Below are 25035 nucleotides of genomic sequence, written 5' to 3' on the forward strand. Positions count from 1 at the left end.
AATTTTAATCTTTAAAAATCATGATAGTCCTTGTAGACCTCTTGCTTGGAAAGACCCCGTCTTTTAGCCGTTTTTTTAATGGCTTCCTTACTTTTAAGTCCTTCTTCTATATAGCCTTCGACCTCTTCTTTGATGGTCAAACCGTCAAGATCTGCCTTAGCTGCAGGCTGACCTGAAAAACCTTCAACAATTATCAGGCACTCACCCTTAATGGGCTGGTCTTCCAAAGATGCTAGAACCTCAGTAATAGGACCACGGCGGTATTCCTCATAGATTTTTGTCAGCTCACGAACCAGGGCAATATCACGGTCCCCGTAAACTTCAAGCATATTTTCTAGAGTATCAGCTACCCTAAAAGGTGACTCATAAAAAATTTGGCTTTCAGGGTACTCTTTTTTTTCTTCGAAAAAGGCAACCTGCCCACTTCTTTTACGAGGTAGAAAACCATAAAAAATGTGGGGTTGCGGGCTAATACCACTTGCAATCAGCGCCGTAATTCCAGCACTTGCCCCTGGAAGGGCTACAACAGGGATATTTTCAGCGATGGCAGCTCTTACCAAATCATGACCAGGATCACTAATTGAAGGAAGACCCGCATCACTAACTTGTGCGATATTAAGACCATCCTTTAATTTTTCAAGAAGTCCTGGAATTTTAGCCAGAGCATTATGTTCATGAAAACTTTCCTGATGGGCATCGATATCAAAGAAATTAAGTAATTTTTTAGTATTCCTAGTATCCTCACTGGCTACTAGATCAACTTCCTTGAGGGTTGTAACAGCCCTAAAGGTCATATCCTGCATATTTCCGATGGGAGTTGGTACCAAATAAAGGGTTCCAAAGCCACTTGTATCCTTAAAAGATTTTTGAATTTCCATCATTCTTACCTGTAAATTAATTCCGTACAGAAGGCACAAGCCTCATCTTGACCACGCCTTTGCCCGTAGAAGATTGTACAAATATGAAATCCTTCGTCATATATCTTTTCAAGATTTAATTGCGACTTAGAAATCGGTGTTTTCTCCTTGCTATCAAGTTCACCCAGGCGATCTCTTAAACGGCTATTTTCAACCTTTAAAATGGCATTTTCTTCAAGGGTTGCTTGAAGTTCACCCTTTATTAGACTAACGTCTGCTAGTGTCTTTGACAAAACATGCTCTAATTCATCAAATTTATCGAATAAATCACCTTTATCCATTTACAACCTCCACCTCTGTTAAGAGATAATCCTTTACAGTAGAAACTGTTTTTGTTTGCATTCTTAATTTTACTGTATTATTTAAAATGTTCATCCCAATTACCTTACCTGAACCATCTTCTGTTTTTAGAATATCGCCGTAATCAGGAAAATTTGTTTTAGCTTCCCGGTAAAATTCATCTTCATAAGACAGGCAACATAGGAGACGGCCACAAAGACCTGAAAGTTTACTTTGATTGAGAGATAGGGCCTGATTTTTGGCCATCTTGATTGAAACAACCGGAAAATCACCAACAAAGTTCGAACAGCAAAGGGGTCTACCACATGGTCCCAAGCCACCAAAGTTTTTTGCGGCATCCCTTACACCAATTTGTCTGAGCTCTATTCTAACTCGGAACTCTTCAGCTAAATCCTTCAAAAGGCGTCTAAAGTCAACCCTGTGCTCGGCAACAAAGGAGATAAAAAGTTGCCTGCGGTCAAAGGTATAGGAAACTCCAACAACCTTCATTCCAAGATTATGGCTACTAACTAATTTTTTTACCTTTTTGCGGGCCCTTAAAGAATCCGCCTCAATTCTTTCAAGTTCTTCCTCGTCTTGGGGTGAAAGCTTTGAGAGAATCCGTCCATCAATGGTAAGTTCTTGAGAGGCTTGGTCGAGTTTTTTTACAACCCTACCTACAACTTTGTTTGACTTTGTCTTAGCAAGAACAAGGTCCTGGCAATCATATTCCTTATTAGCTGAAAAAAACATATTTGCCTGACCATAGTCAAATTTTAATTCATATATCATATATTTACCATTTCATCTAATATTATATATTCCAAACAACTTTGGAATTTAACATTGCTTTTCCACATCCTGTAGGCCTCAAAACTTGTATCAAGTAAAGAAGCTGCTGGATTTTGTGGAAGAAAATCCGATAGGTATATTTGGAGGATATTAAAAGCCATCTCCTCCTGCTTCTTATCTTTAAATCTTTCAAGAACTGTTGGAATAAATAAGAAGGCCTCCACCTGATTTTCCATAAGTAAATCACTAAATTTTTTCAAAAGCTTTAAGGCTTCATCAAACCAAGTGTCTAATGCCAACTCTGAAGCATCTTGGGGGTTTTTAGCCACCTTGGCAACAAAAGCTGCAAGTTTTGGTAGAACTCCCTCTTGGATTAAATACTCCTTTAAGTAAGTTTCCTGTCTAGGAAAAGCAATAATCTGACTCCTACTTTTTATAGTATCAAGGACCAAATTTTCATTTTCAGTAATTAAAAAGATATAAATATTACCTTCTGGCTCTTCAATTGATTTTAAAAGGGCATTGGTAGCACTTGGGTTCATTTTATCAGCACCATCGATAATAATAACCTGAGTGTCTGATTCAAAACCTGTTTGGCTAAAAGTCTCCTGCAGGTTTTTTATTTGCTCTTTTTTGATGCTTTGACCATCAGGTTCTATTATATGCAGGTCAGCAAAATCCCTATCCTTAATGAGTCTACAGTTACGGCAAGTCCCACAGGGCAGGCCATTCTCCTTTTTTTCACAAAAAAGGGCCTGGCTAAGCCAAATGGCCACTTCTAATGAACCAAATCCTCCAGAAAACAAGTAAGCATGGCTAAGTCTATTCTTTTGTAAAATAACTTCAAAACGCTTGTAAATCTCTGGTTGAATTTCTTTTATATTCATTTTGATTCCCTAAACTATTTATTGGTCCTTAAAAATTATCTGGAAAACGTGTTTTTATAAGACTCAGAACTGCGTCACTTACCTCTTCAAAAGATTTTGAGGCATCGATTGTAACTATTCTCTCAGGATTTTCTGAAGCTATTTTCAGATATCCCTGGCGAACTTTTTCATGCATCTCTTCCTTTTCAAGGTCAAGTCTGTTAACCTCACGGTCTCCTGTCATGACCCTTTTAAGACCAGTCTTGCTATCCACATCCAAGTATATTGTCAGATCAGGCTTTAAGCCATCAGTTGCAAAAGCATTTAGCCAGTCAATGGCATCAATGTCAATGCCCCGGCCATATCCCTGATAGGCAACTGAACTGTCGATAAAGCGGTCCACTAAAACCATGTCCCCTTGAGCAAGAGCTGGCTTAACCTTTTCATTTAGATGCTGCCTACGGGCTGCAATGTATAAAAGCAACTCAGTTGGTCCATCAATGGAAGTATTTTGAGGATCAAGTATGATTTCTCTAATATCTTCTGCAACCTTACTGCCTCCAGGTTCACGAGTGGTCACAACCTCTCTTTTACCCTCTTTGAGGTCTTTTAATATATTTTGTAATACTGTTGTTTTACCGGCCCCATCAGGACCTTCCAGTGAGATAAATATTCCATTCATACTTTTAATTTTACCCTAAATTTTATTTTATTTCAATTTTATCAAGGTGCTCATCCATTTCCTTGAAACCTTGATAATAAGTTTTCTAATCTGCCAGTTCACCTTTGTTTACAAGGACCTTCCGAGGTTTTGTCCCCTCAGCAGGGCCTATAATCCCTGCTTCTTCTAACTCATCCATAATCCTTGTTGCCCGGTTGAAGCCAGTTGATAGCCTCCTTTGAATCATTGATGCACTGGCTTTCTGAGTTTCAATAACTAAATTTTTAGCCTCATTGAAAAGTGGATCTCCTTCAGAACTTCCTGCCTGACTAAATGAATCACTCTCACTAACCTCACCAGGATCAAATTCTTCCTTGTATTCAACCTCTTCTTGGTCTTTTACAAAGGTCACCACTCTCTCCACATCATCATCACTTAAGAAGGCACCTTGAAGTCTGACTGGATGGTTTTCATCAATCGGCTTAAAGAGCATGTCCCCTCGGCCAAGAAGCTTTTCAGCCCCATTACTATCAAGAATGGTCCTTGAATCCGTCCCACTTGAAACAGCAAAGGCTATCCTACTTGGAACATTAGCCTTGATTAGACCACTAATAACATCAACAGAGGGCCTCTGTGTGGCAAGAATCATATGAATACCTGCCGCACGCGCTTTTTGACCCAGACGAATGATAGCATCTTCCACCTCTTTACTGGCAACCATCATAAGGTCAGCTAACTCATCGACAATCACAACAATTAGAGGGAGGGTTAGCTCCTTAGTATCACTTGTTGCATTGAAGGCTTCAACCTTATTATTATAGCCTTCAATATTTCTGACCCCAAATCTAGAAAACAACTCATACCTATTTTCCATCTCATCAACAACTTTTTGTAGGGCACGACTGGCTTTTCTAGGATCTGTTACAACAGGAATTAGTAGGTGGGGAATATCGTTATAAACTGATAGTTCGACCATCTTTGGGTCCACCATTAAAAACTTAACCTCAGAAGGGCGAGCCTTCATTAGGATACTTGTAATAAGTCCATTCACAGCAACGGATTTACCGGAACCTGTTGATCCTGCTACAAGTAAATGAGGCATTTTGGCCAAATCAAAGGTCCTAATTGATCCATCAACTGCCTTACCTAGGGGAAGTTCTAAAAGTTTTTCAGGACTAGTCTTTCCACTATCCCACATTTCTCTAAAGCTTACAGTAGCAACCTCACCATTTGGAACCTCAATCCCAATTAGGGACTTGCCAGGAATTGGGGCCTCAATACGAACATCCTTGGCCGCAAGGGCTAAGGCCAAATCATCTGATAGATTGGCAATTTTATTGACCCTAACTCCTGTTGCTGGCTTGATTTCGTATTTGGTTACACTTGGCCCCACAACAGCAGATTCAACAGAAGCCTTAATTCCAAAACTTTGGAAGGTTTCCTCTAAAATTTTAATATTATCGCGAACAATTTTTCTCTCGTTGGACTGATTTTTTACAGGAATTTTTGCCAGTAAATCAATTGACGGCAGATTGTAGGAAAGGTTTTTCTGACTGCTTGTCTTGAAATCAAGCAGGTCTTCATCCTTATGTGCTACTTCTTCCTGATTGTTAGAAGAAGATAAGACATCATCTTCTGTGATTTCACCTGTTTCTGGATCAAAACTTGGCAGCTCTATCTTTTGATCATAATCTTCATTGATAAAGATTGGATCCTTGTCAGTTAAAATATCTACTGGACTGGCTGAATCTTCTGGTGTGCTTTTCTGGCTAAGCTGTTCAAGTCTTTTTGCTTCCTCTTCTTCAAGCTTCTGCCTTTTTCTTTCCCCCCTTTGTTTTTTCCTCTGCTCAAGCTTTTCCTTCAAACTTTCATGAATTCCTTGCCACTTATCCTTTAAAAACTGACCTGAGTTTGGAATTAATAGGTAAAGACTAAGCATTTCAAAAATTAAAGCAATGGCATTAACACCAAGTTTTGAAAAAAGAATTTTAGCTGGATCATACAAAAGGGAACCTATTAGTCCACCTCCGGCAAAGTTAGTGACTCTCATTTGCTTAAAATCTGAGGATAAAATACTCCATAGATTTTTACTGGTAAAGAGGCTATCAAATCTTGATTGATAAAGTAAAAGTAGACCAATAAATCCTAAAATTAAAGCTATATTTTTCTTCCTATCTAATTTTATGAATTTTTGACCTTTTATTTTTGAAAACATGACTAAAATTATTAGAAGTAAAAGGACATAGGCTAAAGACCCCACTAAAATCCTAGTTAGATTATAGAGAACCATCCCCATAACCCCTAATCTGAGCATGGTTAAAAAGACCAAAAATAGGCTAACAATAAAAATTATCATTCGCTTGGTTGCCTGTTTTTTCGCAAGTTCAGCCTTGCTCATTTTTTTATTTTTTGTTCTTCTTTGACTTGCCATTTTATAACCTACCTAATTTATCTAAATTACTATTATACCATATTGAAAATTATTTCCTAGAAGCATGAAAACCTGCCAGTAAATGAAAAACCGATTAAGCAAAAGATTTGATTAATCGGTTTATTATTTATTTTTATTTGGCTGGTTGGCTGGCTGATTTATTTAAGGTTTTAATGAGACCACTTGTGTAGACCCTTCTTAAATTTTTACCGTAAACCAAATGAATTCCATCTTCTAATTCATTAATGTAATTCTTAGCATCCTCTGGCCAATCATAGACCGTTACAAAGTCATATTTTTCAGGCAGACTCTTTAAGTAATTTTGCGTGTTGATTAAAACATCTGTTGGATTTTTAGCATTGTAGGGAACGATAAAGACCAGGCGACTTCCTTCAGGAAGATCTTCGATAATTTTATTGATATATTCAGGTTCGCTTCCGCCCATCGGGTTGGTTCCTAGACCAATAACAACATATTTACCGAGTTTACCTTCTTTAAGAAGACTTTCATAGAGTTCTTCTCCAGCCTTGTAATTCCTACTTACCTTGGCATCAACAACAGCGCCAGGTATATTGTCACTTAGCTCCTGGGCATCTCCAAGCATGACTGAATCTCCAATTAGAGTAACTCCGCCCTTAATATCACTACTTGCGATTGCATAGTCAGAATACTTAACATTTTTTTCAACAATTTCCGTATCTGAAATAAGACCGCTGGCTGGATTATTAAAATCGCTTGTTTGATAGATACTTGAAAAAATGGTATCCATTTGAATGCTTGCCCGCCCAATATCTTTGATTTTATTGGTTGTTTGGACAAGTTCACCGGCATTAACTGAAGCCTCAAGGTCTGAAATCGGCTTGGCCGTTACAGCCGTCATCACGTCCCCTGCTAAAATAAGAGATAGTAAAACGAGACTTGCGTATCTAATGACACGATTATTCCATAGGCCTGTAAACTGAGCCAAGTTTTTTCCGTGAATCCATGCTTCAACAAAGTAATAAACAAAGGTTGAAATGATAACTGTCACAAGTAAGGTCAAGCCACCAGCTAGAAGTTCATTTTTAAGGAAAAAGGAAATAACAATCCACAGAGGCCAATGCCACAGGTACATGGAATAAGAAATATTTGCCAGATAGGTAAAGAATTTAAAGTTTCTTGGCCTACCCAAAAGACTCATCACCCTAGTTGTAATAATTAAAAGTGCTGTTAAAGCTGAAGTTAAAATTAACCCGCCCCTAAAGGTAAAGGAGTTTGAAAAGGTCAAAGACTTAGCCAAAAAGACAAGCCCGCAGATTGATGCAAGCATCAAAAGAAAAACTTTTTTCCTCTTAAACTTGGAAATACTTTTCTTCTGGCCGTCTGTCAAATGAATCCCGTAGAAAACTGCTGTTAAGGATCCAATAAAGAAGGGATAAAAATGACTTAATCCCCCGTAATAAGTTGCACTTGGGTCTGCCGGATTATAAGTAAGTTCCAAGACCAAAATGCTTGCTAGAATGCCTATAACTGAGATGGCCAAAATCATGACCTTCATCTCGTTGAGGATTTTTCCTCTTTTTTTACTCTTCTTTAAAAAAGAAGTTAATAGCCAAAAGGCAAGGCCAAGACTCAAGTAGAATAAAAACTCAAGGGACAGGGTCCAGGTGTGAACATAAAAATGAGGGAAGAACTGGCTCTCATAGGAGCTGCCTGATTTCATCTCAAAAATGTTAGTCACAAAACCCAAGGCTGCCATGGCCTGGTTACCAATATTTGCCCGGTATTCACCTGGAAGCAAAAGAGATAAGGGCAGGGTAAATCCAACCATTAGTAAAAGTGGGGGATAAATCCTTAAAAAACGCCTTTTTAGGTAACTTACAAGTTGAAAATCATTACTTTCTAGAAGTTCCTTGAGGGCCAAACAGGTTATCAAGTAACCAGAGAAAACAAAGAAAATATCAACCCCTATGAATCCCCCTGGTAAAGAATTCTTGAAAAAATGGTAAACAAGTACCATTACAAGACCCAAGACTCTAATTAAAGAAAACCAACTTATCTTATTATTTTTCATGCCAACATTCCATATTATCTATAATTAAATTAACCGATAGCTGTATCCTTTATAGAATACACATCAGTTTATTATAATTTTTATAAAATGCCTTGTCAAATTGAGATTAACTTTCTGAGAGATTAACCCTTTCAAAATCAAAATCTGTCCATGGCTTTAAATAATCAAGTAGGAAAAGGTCTTCATCGTAAATATGACCTACAATATTTTTTTCCCCGCTATTTACCATTGGAGCTAGGGCAATTTGGGTTTCCCCCTTGTACTGGCCAAAGCGGTCATTACCAATCAGAATATCCCCCCGCTTAATATCCCTTTCATTGTCATGAGGTTCAAAATCAGAATCCCTAAAAATAATCCTTGTTAGGGTACTTCTTAGCATGTAGGCACTTCTATCTCCCCTATAGTTATGGTCAACTTCAAAGAGACATTTTTCTTCATTTTCTGTAATTTCTCCACCCGTAACAATTCTTAGGGTTGGTTTTACCTGATTAAAAACCCTGGCCGCCTCTGCTAACTCCTCTTCCTGGGCGTAACAATTGGCAATAATAATATCATCAATTCCACCTAGAAGCTTCAAATGTTGAATCTGATTGGTTAAACTCAAGTCCCTATGCATCTCTAAGGTTACTAGGCCGTCATTATAGGGCCAGGGACCAAATTCTGCCCCCTGAGAGTTGATAAAGGCCATGGTATTAATATTATTTTGGGTAAATTTCTCGGTGGTTTGAAGGAAATGTTCCAGGCTAAGACCTGAATAGCGCATGGGATAAAAATTATGACTACCAAGCAAATTATCTGGATTTGGTGAATAACTCATTATATTATCAAGGTAGTTAGTCCCTGAACTCATATTTATCTCAATTTTAAGGCCGTAAGGATTTCTAGTCATTCTAGCTTCTTCAATCCCCGTAAAACCAAGGTCAAGTCTTATACCCCAGGCACCAAGATCTGCAAAGAAGGACAAGTCATCGTAGGAGATCCCTAACCTACCAAATAAATTTGGATTGATATCTACCATGACCTCCATTCCCAGGCTATTTGCATGCTCGATGATTCCCTTAAAATTATCAAGCACCTCCTTTTGATCCCCTTCAATCTCTAAAAGGGAGGTAAATACCCTCTTAAAACCGTAGGAATGTGCCAGGTCTAAATAGGCCTTATCCTGATCAAACTTAGCTAAATCTGGGTAGATAGAAACCCCTAATTTTCCCATTACTTCTCCTTTTCATTTTCCTTGTTATATTCTTTTTCTTTAGCTCCAATATAACAAAAAAATTGGCCTCAGCCAATTTTTTACTTGTTATTATTTTTTAGAAAAGTCCGCTGATATTACCTTCTGAGTCAACGTCCATATTAAGGGCTGCAGGTTTTTTAGGAAGTCCTGGCATGGTCATAATAGCACCAGTTAAGGCCACAATAAATCCTGCTCCGAGTTTTGGAATAAGGTCACGAATGGTAATTTCAAACTCACTAGGTGCCCCTAAAAGGTTTGGATTATCAGAGAATGAATATTGAGTCTTAGCCATACAGATTGGCATTTTATCCCAACCATTTTTCTCAAAATCACGGATTTGATTAAGAACTTTTTTATCAAAGTTAACTGATTTAGCCCCGTAGATATTCTTAGCAATCTTTTCAATCTTTTCCTTGATTGGAAGATCTAAGTCATAAAGGTAGGTAAAGTCACTTTCACTTTGGCTGGCTTCGACTACTTTAGCAGCAAGATCAAGACCACCTGCTCCCCCGTTGGCCCAAACGCTAGTTAAACTTGATGGAATAGCTTTTTGGTCAAGAAGTTCAGTTAGAGCCTTAATTTCACCTTCAGTATCAGTTATAAATTCATTGATGGCAACAACAACTGGTAGACCATAAGATGAAATATTATCAATATGTCTATTTAGGTTGGCAAAACCTTCTTTTAGGGCTTCAATATTTTCTTCAGAAAGTTTGTCCTTGGCTACACCACCATGCATTTTAAGGGCACGAACAGTAGCTACAATTACAACTGCATCTGGATTTTTAGGAAGCTCACGACTTGTAATGTCAAGGAATTTTTCCCCACCAAGATCCGCTCCAAAACCAGCTTCTGTAACAACATAATCAGCAGCCTTCATGGCTAAACGAGTTGCAAGAACTGAGTTACATCCATGGGCGATATTAGCAAATGGTCCTCCGTGAATTAAGGCTGGAGTCTTCTCAATTGTTTGAACCAGATTTGGTTTAATGGCATCTTTTAGAAGAACTGTGATTGCTCCTTCAATTTGAAGGTCACCAACTGATACCGGTTTGCGGTCATAGGTATAGGCAACAACAATTCTTGAAAGGCGCTCTTTCAAATCGTCGATACTTGTTGCCAGACATAGAACAGCCATAATTTCACTAGCAACTGTTATATCAAAACCATCCTCACGTGGCACCCCGTTAATTGGGCTTCCAAGACCTGCAATGATATGACGCAGTTCACGGTCGTTAAGGTCAACCACGCGCTTCCAGATAACCCTTCTAGCATCAATGTTAAGTTCATTTCCTTGGTGGATATGATTGTCTAAAAGGGCTGCAATAGCATTGTTTGCTGTTGTAATAGCATGAATATCACCTGTAAAGTGAAGGTTGATATCTTCCATCGGAAGAACCTGAGCATACCCACCTCCGGCTGCTCCTCCCTTGATTCCCATAACAGGACCAAGAGACGGCTCACGTAGGGCAATCATTGTTGAATGTCCACTACGATTTAAAGCATCAGCTAGACCAATTGTAACTGTTGACTTTCCTTCTCCAGCAGGTGTTGGGCTAATGGCTGTAATTAGGATTAATTTTCCATCTTCCTTATCAGACATGCGTTTTAAAGCATCTAAAGAAACTTTAGCCTTATACTTTCCGTACTGCTCGATTTCCTCATCTAGGAAACCTGCCTTCTCTGAAATCTCCACAATTGGGGCTAAAACCTGTTCCTGAGCAATCTCAATATCTGTCTTTACCATTACCATCTCCTTAATCTTTTTTCTTATTTTACCAAAAAAATTAATATTTTACCCTTAAATTTAGTTTTTTTATGTTCTTTAGAACTATAATGTTCGTTATTTTTGGATTATTTTTCCATTATCTTATTTAATATCCATAATAAAGCAAACCAAACACCAATACTAATACCTATTGTTATCACCCAACCCAGGTGATTATCTTCCAAAGGTAGGGGCATGTTCATTCCAAAAAATCCTGTGATAATAGTTGGAATAGTCAAAAGGATGGATAGAACTGTTAATATTTTCATGGTGTCATTTAGATTGTTATTCAAAATATTATTATAGGTCCCTGAAAGCTGACGTAAGATTTCAGAGATTATCTTGGTCATTTCAACCAGCTGCTTGGCTTCGATCAAAGCATCTTCAAACTGCTCCTTTTCAATCTCATTAAAGGTCCTGAAAACAGAGTGGGCCCTTAGTTGCTCCAAAAGAACCACATTTTGCCTAGATGCTGACATCAAATAAACCAAACTGGTTTCCAAGTCCGATAGGGCAAAAAGATTTTTTTTGGTCGTCTTTTCCCTAATTTTATCATTTAAGCGCCTGCGGTCATTATCAAGTTCTTCAATCAAGGGGAAGAAGGCTTCAGATACCATAAAAAGACTGGCAAAAAGAAATTTAAATAGGGAAACATGAGGATAGTCTTCCAGATATTCTTCCATTCTTCTAGAAATATATTTATTTTTAAGGTTGGATAGGGTTACTAGGCTATTATTTTTGACCAAAAAAACCATGGGAATCGTCTCATAGTGATTGTCAGTCTTGCTGGCATTAATGACATTATAGATGAGGACTAGGGTTTTGGTTTTATCATTGTACTCAATCCGGGCCCTTTCATTCTTATCAAGAGAGTACATCAGTATCTCTTCATCAATGTCATATTCCTTATAGAGCTTTGCCATAAGCTCCTCTTCCATGCCGTCAGCTTGAATGTTAATCCAACTGGCCTTATTATCGTTAAATAAAGTCTTTTTTATCATCTTCCATCTCCTTTATGTCACTAGTAATTATACCTAAAAGAAGAGGGTTTTTATACTTTTATATTTTTCTTTCACAAAAGAAAAAACTTGAATCATATAAGATCCAAGTTCTTAAATATTTTATTCTGCAATTAGAGTTTCAAGACCTACAGTCATCATGTTAGTAAAGGTAGTTTCACGCTCTGCAGCAGTTGTATCAGGTTCGTCATTTACTAGACTATCTGAAATTGTCATAATTCCAAGAGTCTGAACCCCGTATTTAGCTCCTAGATAGTAAAGGGCTGCAGCTTCCATTTCAACCGCCTTAACACCCATGGTACCAAGCTTAACATTTTTTTCATAGAAGTCGCTATAAAACATATCTGTTGAAAGAACAGATCCAACGTGAGTTGTCATGTCTAAGTCACGAGCAATGTGGTAGGCCTTATCCAGTAGGTCAAAGTCTGCAATTTGCGGGAAGTCGTATTCAGGCCAGTCATTTCTAACAAAGCTTGACATAGTAGCAGCTGCTTGAGCAAGAACCATATCACGGATATGAACTTCTTTTGAAAGAGCTCCAGCAGTTCCAACACGGATAAGTTTTTTCACATCATATTCAGTGATAAGTTCGTGGGCATAGATTGAAATTGATGGAATCCCCATCCCTGTTCCCATAACACTTACGCGGTGACCCTTGTAAGTTCCAGTGAAACCAAGCATTCCACGAACATTATTAAATTGAACTACATCTTCAAGAAAGTTTTCTGCGATAAATTTAGCACGTAGTGGGTCTCCTGGAAGAAGAATCTTATCAGCGATTTCGCCTTTTTTTGCTTCAATATGGATTGACATTTTTTAAATTCCTCCGATTAAAGGGCTGCAAGAATTGATTTAACAAATTCTTGGAAGTCAGATTTAATACGAGTTGTAACTTCTACCACTTCCTCGTGATTAAGTTCTGCCTGTTTACCAGCTGCGTGGTTAGTAATAGCTGAAATTCCTAAAACATTCATACCAGAATGTTTGGCAACAATTACCTCTGGTACTGTTGACATACCAACTGCGTCAGCTCCGATTACTTCTGCCATACGAATTTCTGCTGGAGTTTCGTAAGTTGGACCAGAGAATCCCATGTAAACTCCTTCAGCAAGTGTAATTCCACGTTCTGCTCCAATTTTTTTAGCAACTTCGCGGTAGGCCTTGCTATAAGCTTCTGACATGTCAGGGAAGCGTGGACCAAATTCATCAAGGTTTTCACCAATTAGTGGGTTATCACCTGTAAAGTTGATGTGGTCACTAATCAACATAAGTGTTCCAGGACCGAAGCTCACTCCACCTGCAGCATTAGTAACGATTAAATTATCTGCTCCAAAAGATTTCATAACACGTACTGGTAAAGTCACTGTTTGCATAGTATGACCTTCGTAGAAGTGGAAACGCCCTTGCATGGCGATAACTTTTTTACCAGCTAAAGTTCCGTAAACAAGTTTTCCAGCATGACCGGCAACTTTTGATGACGGGAAGTTTGGAATGTCAGCATAGTCAGCGACAACTGGGTTTTCAATTTCGTTGGCAAGATCTCCAAGACCAGATCCAAGGATTAAACCAAAGTCAGCATGGCCAAAGCCAATCCCTTTTAGGTAGTCAACAGTTTCTTTAATTTGTTCAGCAACAGTTTTAGTCAAAATATTTCCCCTTTATTATTTTAGTTCGTTTAAGAAGCTTTTTCCGTTTTCAGTTTGCTCTACACCGAAGTTTTCAGCAACTGTAGCTGAAATATCTGCATAGTTACCAACTGGTAGCACTCCTGCACCCTTGAAGGCCTTGCTGTAGGCAAGAAGTGGCACATACTCACGAGTGTGGTCAGTTCCAGCATAGCTTGGATCATTTCCGTGGTCAGCTGTGATTAGAAGCAGATCGTCTTCAAGCATGGCATCCATGATTTCAGGCAGGCGAGCATCAAATTCATTGATGGCAATTCCGTATCCTTCGATATCACGACGGTGACCATATAAGGCGTCAAAGTCAACAAGGTTGGTAAATGAGAAACCTTCCTTGAATTCAGGCAGTTTAATCGTGTCTAAAAGGAGGTCAACTCCGGCCATGTTGTGGGCAGTGTGTCCCATATCATGGTTGATTCCAGCTCCATTGAAAATGTCATTGATTTTACCTACAGAGTAAGTATGAACCTCGTTTTTATCAAGGATGTCTAGTACTGTTTCTCCAAATGGGCTAAGAGCATAGTCATGACGCCCTGCTGTACGGATGAAGTTTCCAGGTTCTCCTACATAAGGGCGGGCGATAATGCGTCCAATCATGTATGGGTCATCTAAAGTAATCTCACGGACGTACTCACAGATGCGGTAAAGCTCGTCTAGAGGGATAACGTCTTCGTGGGCAGCAATCTGTAGTACTGGGTCAGCACTTGTATAGATGATAAGCTCCCCTGTTTCCATTTGACGTGGTCCAAAGTCTTCAATGACTTGTGTTCCAGAATAAGGCAGGTTGGCCTCACGGATTACCTTGCGGCCTGAGAACTCTTCGATTTTTTCAAGAAGATCTTCAGGGTATCCTTCAGGGAAAACACGGAAAGGTGTTTGGATGTTTAGACCCATAATCTCCCAGTGGCCAGTCATGGTGTCTTTACCACGTGAGATCTCTTCAAGCTTTGTAGCATATCCAATTGGATCTTTTACCGCATGTACGCCTTTTAAAGGTGTTTCACGGGGGATGTTACCAAGCCCGATTTTTTCCATATTTGGAACCTTCAGGTCAAAGTTTTCTGCGATGTGACCAAGTGTATCACTTTCAGTGTCATTTTGGTCATGGTTAAAGAATTCATGGGCATCTGGTGCTGCACCGATACCAACTGAATCCATTACAACTAAATGAATACGATTAAATTTCATATTGTCTCCCTTGCTATTTTTACTAGCTTTATTTTACCATATTTGCGCATCAATTAGTATCAATCCAAACAAAAAAAGAAGGCCAGAAGGCCTTCAAAACTATTATTTTTTAAGGTGATAACTATAGGTTGATACAACAATATTATCACGGAATCCAAGGTAATAACGAATCCTAATACTCATCTGGTTATGAAGAATATTTTTCCATCGTCTATTAGGTACAAACTGAGGAACAATTACTGTTACAGTATTTCCTTTTTTCTGAGCGGCCTTACTTACCAAATCAACATAACGAACTACAGGTTTTACAACGTCCCTGTAACTTGATTCAACAACTGAAAAACGCATGTCTGGGAAGTATTCCCTAAATTCAGCCTTAATCTCTTCGTCTTTTTCTTTAGTTTCCTTAGTCGATACGTGCATGGCAACAACTTCATCCCCAATTGACTGGGCATAAGAAATAGCACCAACAGCTACACGAGTTACATTTCCGACAAGGACAATTACTGTATTTCCATTGAACTCCTCAACCTTAATATCTTCTGTTAGACGAAGCTCGTCTGCCACATGGACATAGTGCCTCTTGATTCTATAAAACATATAGATCAAAGCAGGAAGGATAAGGAAGAATGGCCAGATATCATTAAATCTTAGGGCCACAAGGATTAACACAATGGCATAAGAGATGGTTGATCCGATGATATTTGAAAGGGAATGTTTAAGGAATTTATTTCCATATTCCCTGCGCCATTTAACAACCATACCAGTTTGCGAAAGAGCAAATGGTACGAATACCCCAATTGAATAAAGTGGAATCAGACGTTCAGTATTTCCCTCAAAGATCATGAGAAGGACAATGGCACCAATTGCAAGACTTAAAATACCATTTGAATAACCTAGACGGTCACCTTTTTCCATGTACATATGAGGCATGTACTTATTTTTAGCCAAGTTGTAGGCAAGCATTGGAAAGGCAGAAAATCCTGTGTTGGCAGCAACTGCTAAAATCATCGCTGTAGCAATCTGGAATACATAGTAAAGGATGTTTCCTCCAGAAAAATCAAAAACCTGTTTTGCTACTTGCGAAAGGACAGTTGAACCAGTCTTAGGAGTTACTCCTAGCCAGTAGTTTAAAAATGTAATTCCTGAGAAGAAAACTCCAAGAATTAAAGACATAATGGCAAGAGTTGCTGCTGCATTCTTAGCCTTAGGCTTTTTAAAGAAAGGAACGGCGTTAGAGATGGCCTCAACACCTGTAAGTGATGCTGATCCACTTGAAAAGGCCTTAAGCAAGATAACAATTGAAATCCCTGAAACAGCTGTTCCAATTTGGGCTGTCGCATGATAAGGAAGACCACCTGTAAAGATTCGGAAAATCCCAACAGAAATCAGGACAATTGTTGAAGCAACAAAGGTGTAAACAGGGATTAATAAAAATCCTGCAGATTCTCTAAGTCCCCTTAGGTTCATAACCGTAAGGATTAGCACTAGGGCAATTGAGATTAAAAGATTGTACTGGTGCAAGAAGGGAATGGTAGCTGTGATGGCGTCAGCTCCTGCAGAAACAGAAACGGCAACCGTTAGCATATAGTCAATTAAAAGACTTCCACCTGCAACAAGACCTGCATTGTTACCCAGATTTTCTGACGATACAACATAAGCCCCTCCACCATGAGGATAAGCCTTAATAATTTGCCTGTATGACAGGGTCAAACTAGCCAGTAGTACCAAAACCAAAAGGGCAATCGGAATACTATACCAAATGGCCGCAGATGATAAGGTAATCAGAACAAGAACAATCTGTTCAGTACCGTAGGCTATTGATGACAGAGCATCACTAGACAGCATGGCAAGAGCCTGCAGTTTAGTAAGCAGATGACTGTCATCATCAGTAGATTTTAGGGGCTCTCCAACTAAAACCTTTTTTATTTTTTTCATTCTAATTAACTCCTAAAGTTTGAAATTTAGATACAGGTTATATCATAACATTTTAAAATAAAAAAACCATAATTTTTATGGTTTTTTTTATTTGTTTTTGATTATACGTGGATGAAGGCAATAACTGAACTACGTGAAATAGTTTGTGTATGCCAGTTAGGGCTTCCCATATAGTTTGTTTCTTGTACAGTGATGCTATCTCCATTAACGGCGATAACAACAGAAACGTGACCATATCCCATATCCCAGGCAGGGTTACTTGTCACAGCAATTGTTGATCCTGCAACTGGATTTCCATCTACAAGGTGACCTAGAGCCGCCGCTGTACCTGGCCAGTTAATAGCATTACCCCAGTTGTTACCAACACGACTTCCAAAGAAGCTCTTAACTCCCCATGTACATTGACCATATGGATAAGTATTAGCTGATGAATACTTGTTTGATGTCGATGCTACAGGAGTAGTCGTTGTTGTATCACTTGGAGTTGACACAGCTGGTGTTGATGGTGTAGTAGCTGCTGGCGTTGTTGCAGCAGGAGTTGATGCTGCTGGTGTTGTTGCAGCTGAGCTGGCACTACTTGAGCTACTTGCTGAAGACGCAGAAGATGATTGAGGTTGTTTAGCCTCACTTGCTGCTGCAGCTTGGGCTTCTTTTTGAGCTTGAGCTGCTTGGGCCGCTTGAGCTGATGCTTCTTCAACACGTGCTTTTTCTGCTGCCGCTGCTTCTGCTGCTGCACGTTCTGCTTCAGCCTTTTGAGTTAGAAGACTTTCCTTCTCACCTTCGGCAGTAGCACGTTCAGCTGCTAGATTTAATTGGGCAACCTTAAGTTCAGCCTGTTGAGTTGTTAAAGTTTTAGCAGAAGTTTCTAGTTCAGCTTGGTTCTTACGCGCCTGCTCACTTTTTTCAACGTTTTCTGCTAATTTTTCTTCAACAGACTTTTTGTCAGCCTGTTGCTGTTTCATCATCTGATCGTTTGCACCCATAACTTGACGCATAGCAGTTACACGGCTAACAGCATCAGAAATAGACTTAGAATTTACGACAGCAGAAATATAGCTTGTCGCACTGTTATCAGTCTGAGCACTACGTGCTTGCTCTTGAAGAGATTTTTCACGTTCTGCAATATCTTTTTGCAGTTGATCGATTTCTTTGTTTAATTGTTGAGATTCAGCTAGTAATTTATCGTTTTCCTTTTGAAGGGCGTCACGTTTTTCGTTGATAGCTGCAATATTTTTTTCAATTGATGTCACCTGAGCTGCTGCTGCATCTTCTTGTGACTTTAAATTGCTAATTTTACTGTCTTGTTGTTGTATCTTGGAGTCGATGTCATCTGCTGAAGCGCTTGATGAGCAAGTAGCTAGTGCCACCGAACTTAATAATGCGATTGATAAAATTGTCTTCTTCATGCCTAACTGATATCCTCCTTTTAGACCTACCCCCAAATTATACGAAAATAAAAACAACCTTATGTTACAATTATGTTACATAAGGTTTCAATTTGTAATTTACTTTACTAGCTAATTTTAATTTTCAGATAATTTAAGCCCTTTCACTTGCTATGATTGACCTTTTCTTATTACTGAAATATTTCAAAAAGACTAACTATCTATTTTTTTGGATAAAAATTCTTTCTAGGGGAAATTGAAGAATATACCATAGTATAATATTTAAAACTAAGGTTGGAGCAAGGGTTTGGGTTATAAAACCAACCAAATCAAGGTCTCCTAGGCCAAACAAGTAAACTATCAGATTACTTACAATTTCAAAAATTGTTGTGACGATAATTAGCGTAAATAATCTAGTCAACCTATTGGTATGAACAACCACCCTAATATGATAGATAAAAAGAGCAATCAGTGGAAACACCAAGGCCCCAATACCGATGATACCAATAAAATAACTATCATAGATAATACCCAAAATTAGACTGACTAAAACATTATATAAGTAAGAATTTTTAAGGACCACGTATATAAGTAGGATTAAAAAGATATGTGAGGCTGGGTAGATTGTTGCCTTAAAGAGGGTTAACAGGAGATTTGAAAATTGCCCATCAAATAGGATTGTCAAAAGAAGAATAAACGGAATAAAAAACTGAATGATTCTTTCCCTGGTCATTAGTTTGCCTCATTATTTCTTTCAACAATACTTACTACCCTAATATCATAAAAGTCTGTAAGAGGTTCAATAAACAACTCCTGGCTAAGACCGTCTGAGCTATTTCTTCTACCGCTCACCTTACCAATTGGTAGATCCTGCGGTGAATCTCCTCCTAAACCACTGGTAACAACTAAATCACCATCCTTGATTTCATTATTTCCTGTCACCTGGCTCATGATATAGACCTTCTTCTTATCATCATATGATGAAATCAAACCATAAGAAGCCTTGTCTTCACTTCCAACCCGCACAGGAATTTTATTTTCAAGACCTTGCTTACTGATTAAAAGGGAAACTTTTGAGCTGTTGTCATTAACCTGACTGACACGTCCTATAACCGTCCTGTTGGCCATAACAACCATGTTTTCTTTGATTCCGTCTTTTTCTCCGACATTAACAATCAAAGTATCATTCCAAGATGATGGATTACGGTTAATAACATTGGCTGTTGTTTCCTGGTAGCCAACTAGACTTGTTTTAAGATCTAGAGCCTCTCTTAGGGCCTTATTTTCAGCCAACAAGCTTTCATTTTCAGAAGCCTTGGTGTTAAGACTATAGTTTTCCTTCTTAAGCTCCTGATTTTCCTCGTAGGTTGCTAGAAAACTTTGTAGTTTGACATACTGGTCTCTTAAAAATTTACCAGGTGAGGACAGGAGCATGTCAAACTCACTAGTTGTATCATTAATAACCTGAGTCATCTGACTTGGTCTAACATTATTCTTATAATTTTTCGCAGATATTATTATCGAACCCATAGCGATAATAACAATTAAAAGGGTTACAATTATTAACTTACTTACATTTAATTTTTTCATCTATTCTCTCCGCATCTGTTCATTATTTTATCAAATTTTATATGCAATTTATAGTGTTTATTTGGGTATTTATTTGATAATTTTGCTAAAATTATAGTAAATAATATATGACTTACTATATATAAGGAGAGAGTTTATGAACCCAACTTTTGGAGATAAATTACCTGGCAAGGTTTACGAGACCCGTTTAGGAGTTTACGGGATTGTGAGTCGCTTTAAGGGCCAGGAAGAAATTTGTTTAGTTCAGGCGCCGAATGGGGCATTTTTTTTACCCGGAGGTGAGATTGAGGCCGGAGAAGATCACAAGGAGGCCCTACTTAGGGAACTTCACGAAGAACTTGGCGGCAAGGCACACCTAGGTGAGTATCTAGGTCAGGCAGATGAATACTTTTATTCTAGGCACAGGGATACTTACTACTATAATCCTGCCTATATTTATGATATTTCAAACTTTGAAATTATCGGTGATCCCCTAGAAGATTTTAATAAAATTTACTGGTTTCCTATTGATACAGCCATTGAAAAATTAAAAAGGGGCAGCCACAAGTGGGGCCTGTATGAATGGAGAGAGCGTAACCAAGAAAAAATCATGTAAAAAAGAGCCCGCAGGCTCTTTTATTTTTTCTTATATCCCAAACTGTAGAAGAAGGCAACAAAGACCCCTCCACCTACAATATTTCCTAAATAGACAGGAATAAAATTATTTATAAAATCAAGCCAGCTGGCTTCTTTAGTCATAATTGCAAAAGGAATGATAAAGGAATTAGCGATACTGTGTTGGAAACCTAAGATTACAAAGGTTGAGATGATAAACCAAATGGCTAATATCTTCCCGCTGGCTTCTTTGATTCCATAAGAAATAAGAGCTGCCATTCCAACTAATATATTACATCCGATACCCGAAAGAAAAGCTGTCATAAAAGAGGCAGAAAGTTTTGCATCAGCTACATGAATGGCCATATCATAAATCTTACCACCCATCATAACTCTTGCTCCAACTCCAAAAATACCTGCGACAAAGATTGCTCCTAAAATATTACCCAAGGTTATAATCAACCAGTTATCAAGGAGCTCCTTAAGACGGACTCTTTTTTTGATAAAGCCATAGGCTACAACCATAATATTACTGGTCGCAAGTTCTAGACCACCTAATAAAATGACAATCAAACCAACTGGGAAGAATAGGGAACCAAGCAGAACTCCTGCTCCTCCGTCAACCAAAGATTCAATCTTAACATAAGCCATATAGCCTAGGGCAATCATTACACCACCCATAAAAGATAAAATAAATTTTGAAATAAGTGATTTTTCAACCTTTTTCACCGATAAATCTGCCATGTATCCTAAAATTTCTTCAGGGGATTTCATCCTTCAACCTCTTTCTTATTTTCCTACTGGGGAAAATACAAGCACTAGAAAAACAGCGACATTAGAAGCCTTTGAGTTAAGCTTCTAGGATTTTTACTCCTTCTTTTGTACCGATAATTACCTTATCGATCATGCCAATAAATAGTCCGTGTTCAACGACTCCCACTGTGGAATCTAAAAAGGCCGCAAGTTCATGAGGATTTGGAATCTCCTCTAGGAAAAGATCAATTATATAGTGGCCGGTGTCTGTAAGTAAAAATTCACCGTCCATATTTAATCTAATCTTAGGATTAAGATCAAGTTCACCAAATTTTCTTAGTAGCTGATCATGACCATAGGGAATGACTTCAACTGGTAGGGGAAATTTACCTAGTTTATCAACAAGTTTGTTCTCATCAACAATCCACAGGCATTTTTTTGAATAGCTGGCCACAATCTTCTCCATTAAAAGGGCAGCCCCGCCACCTTTAATACCATTAAAATTGCTATCAACCTCATCAGCCCCGTCAACTGTCAAGTCGACATATTCAACATCATCAATTGATCTTAAAGGGATGCCTAAGCTTTTAGCAAGTTCATGGGTTACATGTGACGTTGTGACACCAATAATATCAAGCCCTTCTTCCTTGACCCTACGTCCAAGTTCTTCCACAAAAAATTTTGCTGTACTACCTGTCCCAAGGCCTACAACCATATCCGATTCAACAAATTTTGCGGCCTCAATACCGACTTTTCTTTTTAATTCATCCATAAAAATATTTTATCATACAATAGCTTTAAAAATTTGATTTAAACTGTTCTTTTTATGTGAAAAATTTACTTTTTGAACTTATTGTTAACGGTCATGGTCACCCCGTCAACAATCCTAATGTATTGTTCAGTCACAAACTGAGATAAAATATAACCCAGCGCAATTGATCCGGCATACATAATAACCAAGAACAGCTTATTAAGAGCTGCGATGGTTTGACCAGATATTTGAAACATAAGAGCCTGGTAGGCTACAGCACCTGGAACCAGAGGAATGAGGGCAGGAATTGCAAATATAATAGAAGAAATATTAGTTTTTCTTGAAAAAATCAGGGCAATTATTCCAACTACAAGGCCCCCTGTAAAATTAGCTAGAAGGCCATTATCAAGGACTAATTTTACCAACCAAAAGGAAAGCCAGCCTATCATCCCAGTAATGGAAGTCAGATTAAGCATCTTTCTGGGAACATTTAACACAAAGGCTGCACTGAAGGTTGCGATATATGAAAAAACAATTTGAACTAAAATTTGAATTGCGATAGTAGTAGTCATCCGGTTCTCCTTAAAAATGAACGTGCTGTAAGACGAGGGCTAGGGCTGAAACGATAGCAAAAATAGTCAAGGTAGCTTCTACTCCCCTTTCAATTCCTGACATGAGATTTCCCTCTATCAAATCCCTGATTGAATTTGTGATCGAAACTCCAGGGACAAGAGGCATCACTGCTCCGATGATTACATCATTAATGTTGGAAGCCAGATTAAATCTGACCCCTATAAGAGCAATCCAGCCAAGGATTAAAGAGCCCAAAAACTCCCTGATGAAGGGAATATTTGTATACTTATGGAGAAAGATTGCAAGAGCGTAACCTGCTGCCCCTGTCAAAGCCGTCCAAAACATATCTAAATAAGCTGTTGACTGAGTAAAGATAATCATTAGAAAGGCACTTTCTGCTGCTGCCGCAAGAACCTTAGTAAAAAAGGGAAAATCAATAACATTTTTCTCCAAATATTTTAACTTTTTATACAGGTCATCAAGGCTTATTTCATCATTGAGATACATCTTGACTAGGATATCCACCTGGTATATTTTTTCCAGATTAATCCCCCGGCCCTCAACCTGTTCAAACATCATAGTTGAAGAATCCTGGACTCCAACCATAATGGCTGTAAGACTTGTGAAAACTTGACTTTCCTTGTCACTTGCCTTATTAACAATTTCTTTAATGGTCTTATTGATTCGCTCCATTTCAGAGCCACCCTCAATTAAAATCCTCCCGGCTATAAGACCAGTATTAACGGCTAGGGTATCTTTTTTATTCATCCTATCTCCTTTTATCTATCTAAAAATCTATCTCAAATCTTAACACAATTTTTTCGCAAAATAAGCATATTTTGAACAAAAAGGTAATTGACTTTGTTAATGCATTAACTTATAATATCAGTATTCTAGCAATTTTTATTAATTTATTAACTTATGGATGGGGTTCCATTATCTTTGTAATGGTTCGAATTAGGGGTAAGCAAGATAATAAATTCTCGCTGGAAACTACTATCATATGCCGTAACTATTTGGTTACGGTTTTAATATACACTTAATAAAGTATCCTAAGCAAGTATATAGAAAAATTATTCAAAAGAGGGTACAATTGGTGTACTGTGGATTTTTTAAAGCAAGTTATAAAATAATAGTTCTTAAAGGTAAATCCTAATATAAAAATAGGAAAAGGTAAAAATATATGCTAACAAAAGAATTTGATACCATAGCAGCAATTTCTACTCCCATGGGAGAAGGTGCTATTGGGATTGTAAGAATGTCAGGGTCTGATGCCCTAGACATCATAAGTAAGGTTTTTAAAGGAAATGACCTTAAACAGGCTAATAGTCACACCCTCAACTACGGCCATATTGTAGAAAAGGACAGGGTTCTTGATGAGGTTATCGTTGGACTTATGAAGGCTCCAAGAACCTTCACTAGAGAAGATGTTGTTGAGATTAACACCCACGGGGGGATTGCAGTCGTTAACGAAATCCTTCAAGCTCTCTTAAGAAACGGAGCCCGCATGGCTGAACCTGGTGAGTTTACTAAAAGAGCCTTCTTGAATGGTCGTGTGGACTTGTCCCAAGCTGAAGCTGTTATGGATGTTATCAGGGCCAAGACTGATAAGGCTATGGATCTTGCCATCAGACAGCTGGACGGAAGCCTGTCAAATTTAATCAATAATACCCGCCAGGAAATTCTTGAAGTCCTAGCTCAGGTTGAGGTTAACATTGACTACCCTGAATATGATGATGTTGAGGAACTAACCTCAAAAATGCTCCGAGAAAAAACTCTGGAATTTGAAAGTCTCTTAAATAATCTTCTAAAAACAGCCAAAAGAGGTAAAATCCTCCGTGAAGGAATAAAAACAGCCATCATCGGTCGCCCTAATGTTGGAAAATCAAGCCTTCTAAACCACCTCCTCCAAGAGGAAAAGGCTATCGTTACAGATATCGCAGGGACCACCCGGGATGTAATCGAAGAATATGCCAACATCAACGGAGTACCGCTAAAACTTATTGATACAGCAGGTATTAGGGAAACTGAAGATTTGGTAGAAAAAATCGGTGTTGAAAAATCGAAAAAAGCTCTAGAAGAAGCTGATTTAGTCCTTCTGATTTTAAATGCCAGTGAGCCCTTAAGTGAGCAGGACAAGCAACTCCTTGATTTGAGTCAAAATACCAGCCGGATTATCATCTTAAACAAGACTGACCTTCCAGGAAAGATTGAAAAGGATCAATTGCCACAAGATTTCATTGAAATTTCAGTCCTTAAGGATGAAAATATTGATAAGATTGAAGACAAGATTAATCAACTCTTCTTTGAAAACTCAGGACTTGCTGAATACGATTCAACCTACCTATCAAATACCCGTCATATTTCACTAATTGAACAGGCCCTTGAAGCCCTTCAAGCTGTAAATGAGGGACTTGATATGGGACTTCCTGTAGATTTAGTTCAAGTTGATATGACTAGAACCTGGGAAATCCTGGGAGAAATCACAGGAGATTCAGCTCCTGATGAACTAATCACAGCCCTCTTCAGTCAATTCTGCCTAGGTAAATAAAATAAAATAA

General features: G+C 38.3%; 23 protein-coding genes. 2 read left to right on the forward strand and 21 right to left on the reverse strand.

The genetic code is table 11. The annotated features are described in order from the left end of the window. Positions 1-11 precede the first annotated feature (11 nt). The 17 genes from rsmI to mreC all read right to left on the reverse strand — a co-directional run bounded on the left by rsmI (position 12) and on the right by mreC (position 19803). Positions 12-878, reverse strand: a complete 867-nt coding sequence (rsmI, locus tag OZX60_05430) for a 16S rRNA (cytidine(1402)-2'-O)-methyltransferase (GenBank protein WEV44879.1) — start codon at positions 876-878, stop codon at positions 12-14. 5 nt (positions 879-883) lie between these two features. Continuing rightward, positions 884-1198: a DNA replication initiation control protein YabA gene (locus OZX60_05435; protein ID WEV44880.1), complete on the reverse strand. Its 315-nt coding sequence runs from the start codon at positions 1196-1198 to the stop codon at positions 884-886. Continuing rightward, on the reverse strand, positions 1191-1988 hold the full coding sequence (gene ricT, locus OZX60_05440; GenBank protein ID WEV44881.1) for a regulatory iron-sulfur-containing complex subunit RicT: 798 nt from the start codon (positions 1986-1988) through the stop codon (positions 1191-1193). The genes OZX60_05435 and ricT overlap by 8 nt, the downstream gene beginning before the upstream one ends. After that, positions 1985-2875: a DNA polymerase III subunit delta' gene (locus OZX60_05445; GenBank protein ID WEV44882.1), complete on the reverse strand. Its 891-nt coding sequence runs from the start codon at positions 2873-2875 to the stop codon at positions 1985-1987. Before OZX60_05445 ends, ricT begins: the two co-directional genes overlap by 4 nt. Before the next feature lie 28 nt (positions 2876-2903). Next, entirely contained in the window at positions 2904-3536 is a 633-nt protein-coding gene (tmk, locus tag OZX60_05450; protein ID WEV44883.1) for a dTMP kinase, read from the reverse strand. Between the two features lie 85 nt (positions 3537-3621). Next, positions 3622-5946: a DNA translocase FtsK gene (locus OZX60_05455; protein WEV44884.1), complete on the reverse strand. Its 2325-nt coding sequence runs from the start codon at positions 5944-5946 to the stop codon at positions 3622-3624. Positions 5947-6079: 133 nt separating this feature from the next. Next, complete coding sequence (locus OZX60_05460; protein ID WEV44885.1) at positions 6080-7999, reverse strand: acyltransferase family protein; 1920 nt, start codon at positions 7997-7999, stop codon at positions 6080-6082. 106 nt (positions 8000-8105) lie between these two features. Continuing rightward, a complete protein-coding gene (locus OZX60_05465) occupies positions 8106-9212 on the reverse strand; it encodes a MupG family TIM beta-alpha barrel fold protein (GenBank protein ID WEV44886.1) in 1107 nt (368 codons plus the stop codon). A gap of 97 nt (positions 9213-9309) precedes the next feature. After that, positions 9310-10980, reverse strand: coding sequence for a formate--tetrahydrofolate ligase (locus tag OZX60_05470; GenBank protein WEV44887.1), 1671 nt, complete (start codon positions 10978-10980; stop codon positions 9310-9312). 107 nt (positions 10981-11087) lie between these two features. Then, positions 11088-12002 carry a magnesium transporter CorA family protein gene (locus tag OZX60_05475; GenBank protein WEV44888.1) on the reverse strand — a complete coding sequence of 305 codons (915 nt, stop codon included), beginning with the start codon at positions 12000-12002 and terminating at the stop codon, positions 11088-11090. Positions 12003-12122: 120 nt separating this feature from the next. After that, positions 12123-12833, reverse strand: a complete 711-nt coding sequence (deoD, locus tag OZX60_05480; GenBank protein WEV44889.1) for a purine-nucleoside phosphorylase — start codon at positions 12831-12833, stop codon at positions 12123-12125. A 17-nt stretch (positions 12834-12850) separates the two neighbouring features. Beyond that, positions 12851-13666, reverse strand: a complete 816-nt coding sequence (locus OZX60_05485) for a purine-nucleoside phosphorylase (protein ID WEV44890.1) — start codon at positions 13664-13666, stop codon at positions 12851-12853. Positions 13667-13681: 15 nt separating this feature from the next. Then, positions 13682-14890, reverse strand: coding sequence for a phosphopentomutase (locus tag OZX60_05490; protein WEV44891.1), 1209 nt, complete (start codon positions 14888-14890; stop codon positions 13682-13684). Between the two features lie 102 nt (positions 14891-14992). Next, a complete protein-coding gene (locus OZX60_05495; GenBank protein WEV44892.1) occupies positions 14993-16828 on the reverse strand; it encodes an APC family permease in 1836 nt (611 codons plus the stop codon). A 101-nt stretch (positions 16829-16929) separates the two neighbouring features. Next, positions 16930-18234, reverse strand: a complete 1305-nt coding sequence (locus OZX60_05500; GenBank protein WEV44893.1) for a CHAP domain-containing protein — start codon at positions 18232-18234, stop codon at positions 16930-16932. Positions 18235-18430: 196 nt separating this feature from the next. After that, complete coding sequence (gene mreD / locus OZX60_05505) at positions 18431-18946, reverse strand: rod shape-determining protein MreD (GenBank protein WEV44894.1); 516 nt, start codon at positions 18944-18946, stop codon at positions 18431-18433. Further along, positions 18946-19803: a rod shape-determining protein MreC gene (gene mreC, locus OZX60_05510; GenBank protein WEV44895.1), complete on the reverse strand. Its 858-nt coding sequence runs from the start codon at positions 19801-19803 to the stop codon at positions 18946-18948. Before mreC ends, mreD begins: the two co-directional genes overlap by 1 nt. Before the next feature lie 136 nt (positions 19804-19939). Between mreC and OZX60_05515 the strand changes: the two genes are divergently transcribed. Then, complete coding sequence (locus OZX60_05515; protein WEV44896.1) at positions 19940-20398, forward strand: NUDIX hydrolase; 459 nt, start codon at positions 19940-19942, stop codon at positions 20396-20398. A gap of 20 nt (positions 20399-20418) precedes the next feature. Here the strand turns inward: OZX60_05515 and OZX60_05520 are convergent, their stop codons facing one another. The 4 genes from OZX60_05520 to OZX60_05535 all read right to left on the reverse strand — a co-directional run bounded on the left by OZX60_05520 (position 20419) and on the right by OZX60_05535 (position 23242). Next, positions 20419-21171, reverse strand: coding sequence for a formate/nitrite transporter family protein (locus OZX60_05520; protein ID WEV44897.1), 753 nt, complete (start codon positions 21169-21171; stop codon positions 20419-20421). Positions 21172-21247: 76 nt separating this feature from the next. After that, on the reverse strand, positions 21248-21922 hold the full coding sequence (gene rpiA / locus OZX60_05525) for a ribose-5-phosphate isomerase RpiA (GenBank protein WEV44898.1): 675 nt from the start codon (positions 21920-21922) through the stop codon (positions 21248-21250). Between the two features lie 65 nt (positions 21923-21987). Continuing rightward, on the reverse strand, positions 21988-22473 hold the full coding sequence (locus tag OZX60_05530; protein ID WEV44899.1) for a threonine/serine exporter family protein: 486 nt from the start codon (positions 22471-22473) through the stop codon (positions 21988-21990). Between the two features lie 10 nt (positions 22474-22483). Beyond that, positions 22484-23242 carry a threonine/serine exporter family protein gene (locus tag OZX60_05535; protein ID WEV44900.1) on the reverse strand — a complete coding sequence of 253 codons (759 nt, stop codon included), beginning with the start codon at positions 23240-23242 and terminating at the stop codon, positions 22484-22486. A gap of 415 nt (positions 23243-23657) precedes the next feature. Between OZX60_05535 and mnmE the strand changes: the two genes are divergently transcribed. Next, positions 23658-25025 (forward strand): tRNA uridine-5-carboxymethylaminomethyl(34) synthesis GTPase MnmE, encoded by a 1368-nt coding sequence (gene mnmE / locus OZX60_05540; protein ID WEV44901.1) that lies wholly within the window; start codon positions 23658-23660, stop codon positions 25023-25025. The last annotated feature ends 10 nt before the right edge of the window (positions 25026-25035 follow it).

It is taken from the genome of Streptococcaceae bacterium ESL0687 (genome assembly GCA_029392475.1).
GTDB lineage: Bacteria > Bacillota > Bacilli > Lactobacillales > Streptococcaceae > Floricoccus.

Coding starts and splice junctions, on each gene's coding strand:
- rsmI (WEV44879.1), bottom strand. CDS start 878: ATGGAAATTCAAAAATCTTTTAAGGATACAAGTGGCTTTGGAACCCTT.
- OZX60_05435 (WEV44880.1), bottom strand. CDS start 1,198: ATGGATAAAGGTGATTTATTCGATAAATTTGATGAATTAGAGCATGTT.
- ricT (WEV44881.1), bottom strand. CDS start 1,988: ATGATATATGAATTAAAATTTGACTATGGTCAGGCAAATATGTTTTTT.
- OZX60_05445 (WEV44882.1), bottom strand. CDS start 2,875: ATGAATATAAAAGAAATTCAACCAGAGATTTACAAGCGTTTTGAAGTT.
- tmk (WEV44883.1), bottom strand. CDS start 3,536: ATGAATGGAATATTTATCTCACTGGAAGGTCCTGATGGGGCCGGTAAA.
- OZX60_05455 (WEV44884.1), bottom strand. CDS start 5,946: ATGGCAAGTCAAAGAAGAACAAAAAATAAAAAAATGAGCAAGGCTGAA.
- OZX60_05460 (WEV44885.1), bottom strand. CDS start 7,999: ATGAAAAATAATAAGATAAGTTGGTTTTCTTTAATTAGAGTCTTGGGT.
- OZX60_05465 (WEV44886.1), bottom strand. CDS start 9,212: ATGGGAAAATTAGGGGTTTCTATCTACCCAGATTTAGCTAAGTTTGAT.
- OZX60_05470 (WEV44887.1), bottom strand. CDS start 10,980: ATGGTAAAGACAGATATTGAGATTGCTCAGGAACAGGTTTTAGCCCCA.
- OZX60_05475 (WEV44888.1), bottom strand. CDS start 12,002: ATGATAAAAAAGACTTTATTTAACGATAATAAGGCCAGTTGGATTAAC.
- deoD (WEV44889.1), bottom strand. CDS start 12,833: ATGTCAATCCATATTGAAGCAAAAAAAGGCGAAATCGCTGATAAGATT.
- OZX60_05490 (WEV44891.1), bottom strand. CDS start 14,890: ATGAAATTTAATCGTATTCATTTAGTTGTAATGGATTCAGTTGGTATC.
- OZX60_05495 (WEV44892.1), bottom strand. CDS start 16,828: ATGAAAAAAATAAAAAAGGTTTTAGTTGGAGAGCCCCTAAAATCTACT.
- OZX60_05500 (WEV44893.1), bottom strand. CDS start 18,234: ATGAAGAAGACAATTTTATCAATCGCATTATTAAGTTCGGTGGCACTA.
- mreD (WEV44894.1), bottom strand. CDS start 18,946: ATGACCAGGGAAAGAATCATTCAGTTTTTTATTCCGTTTATTCTTCTT.
- mreC (WEV44895.1), bottom strand. CDS start 19,803: ATGAAAAAATTAAATGTAAGTAAGTTAATAATTGTAACCCTTTTAATT.
- OZX60_05515 (WEV44896.1), top strand. CDS start 19,940: ATGAACCCAACTTTTGGAGATAAATTACCTGGCAAGGTTTACGAGACC.
- OZX60_05520 (WEV44897.1), bottom strand. CDS start 21,171: ATGAAATCCCCTGAAGAAATTTTAGGATACATGGCAGATTTATCGGTG.
- rpiA (WEV44898.1), bottom strand. CDS start 21,922: ATGGATGAATTAAAAAGAAAAGTCGGTATTGAGGCCGCAAAATTTGTT.
- OZX60_05530 (WEV44899.1), bottom strand. CDS start 22,473: ATGACTACTACTATCGCAATTCAAATTTTAGTTCAAATTGTTTTTTCA.
- OZX60_05535 (WEV44900.1), bottom strand. CDS start 23,242: ATGAATAAAAAAGATACCCTAGCCGTTAATACTGGTCTTATAGCCGGG.
- mnmE (WEV44901.1), top strand. CDS start 23,658: ATGCTAACAAAAGAATTTGATACCATAGCAGCAATTTCTACTCCCATG.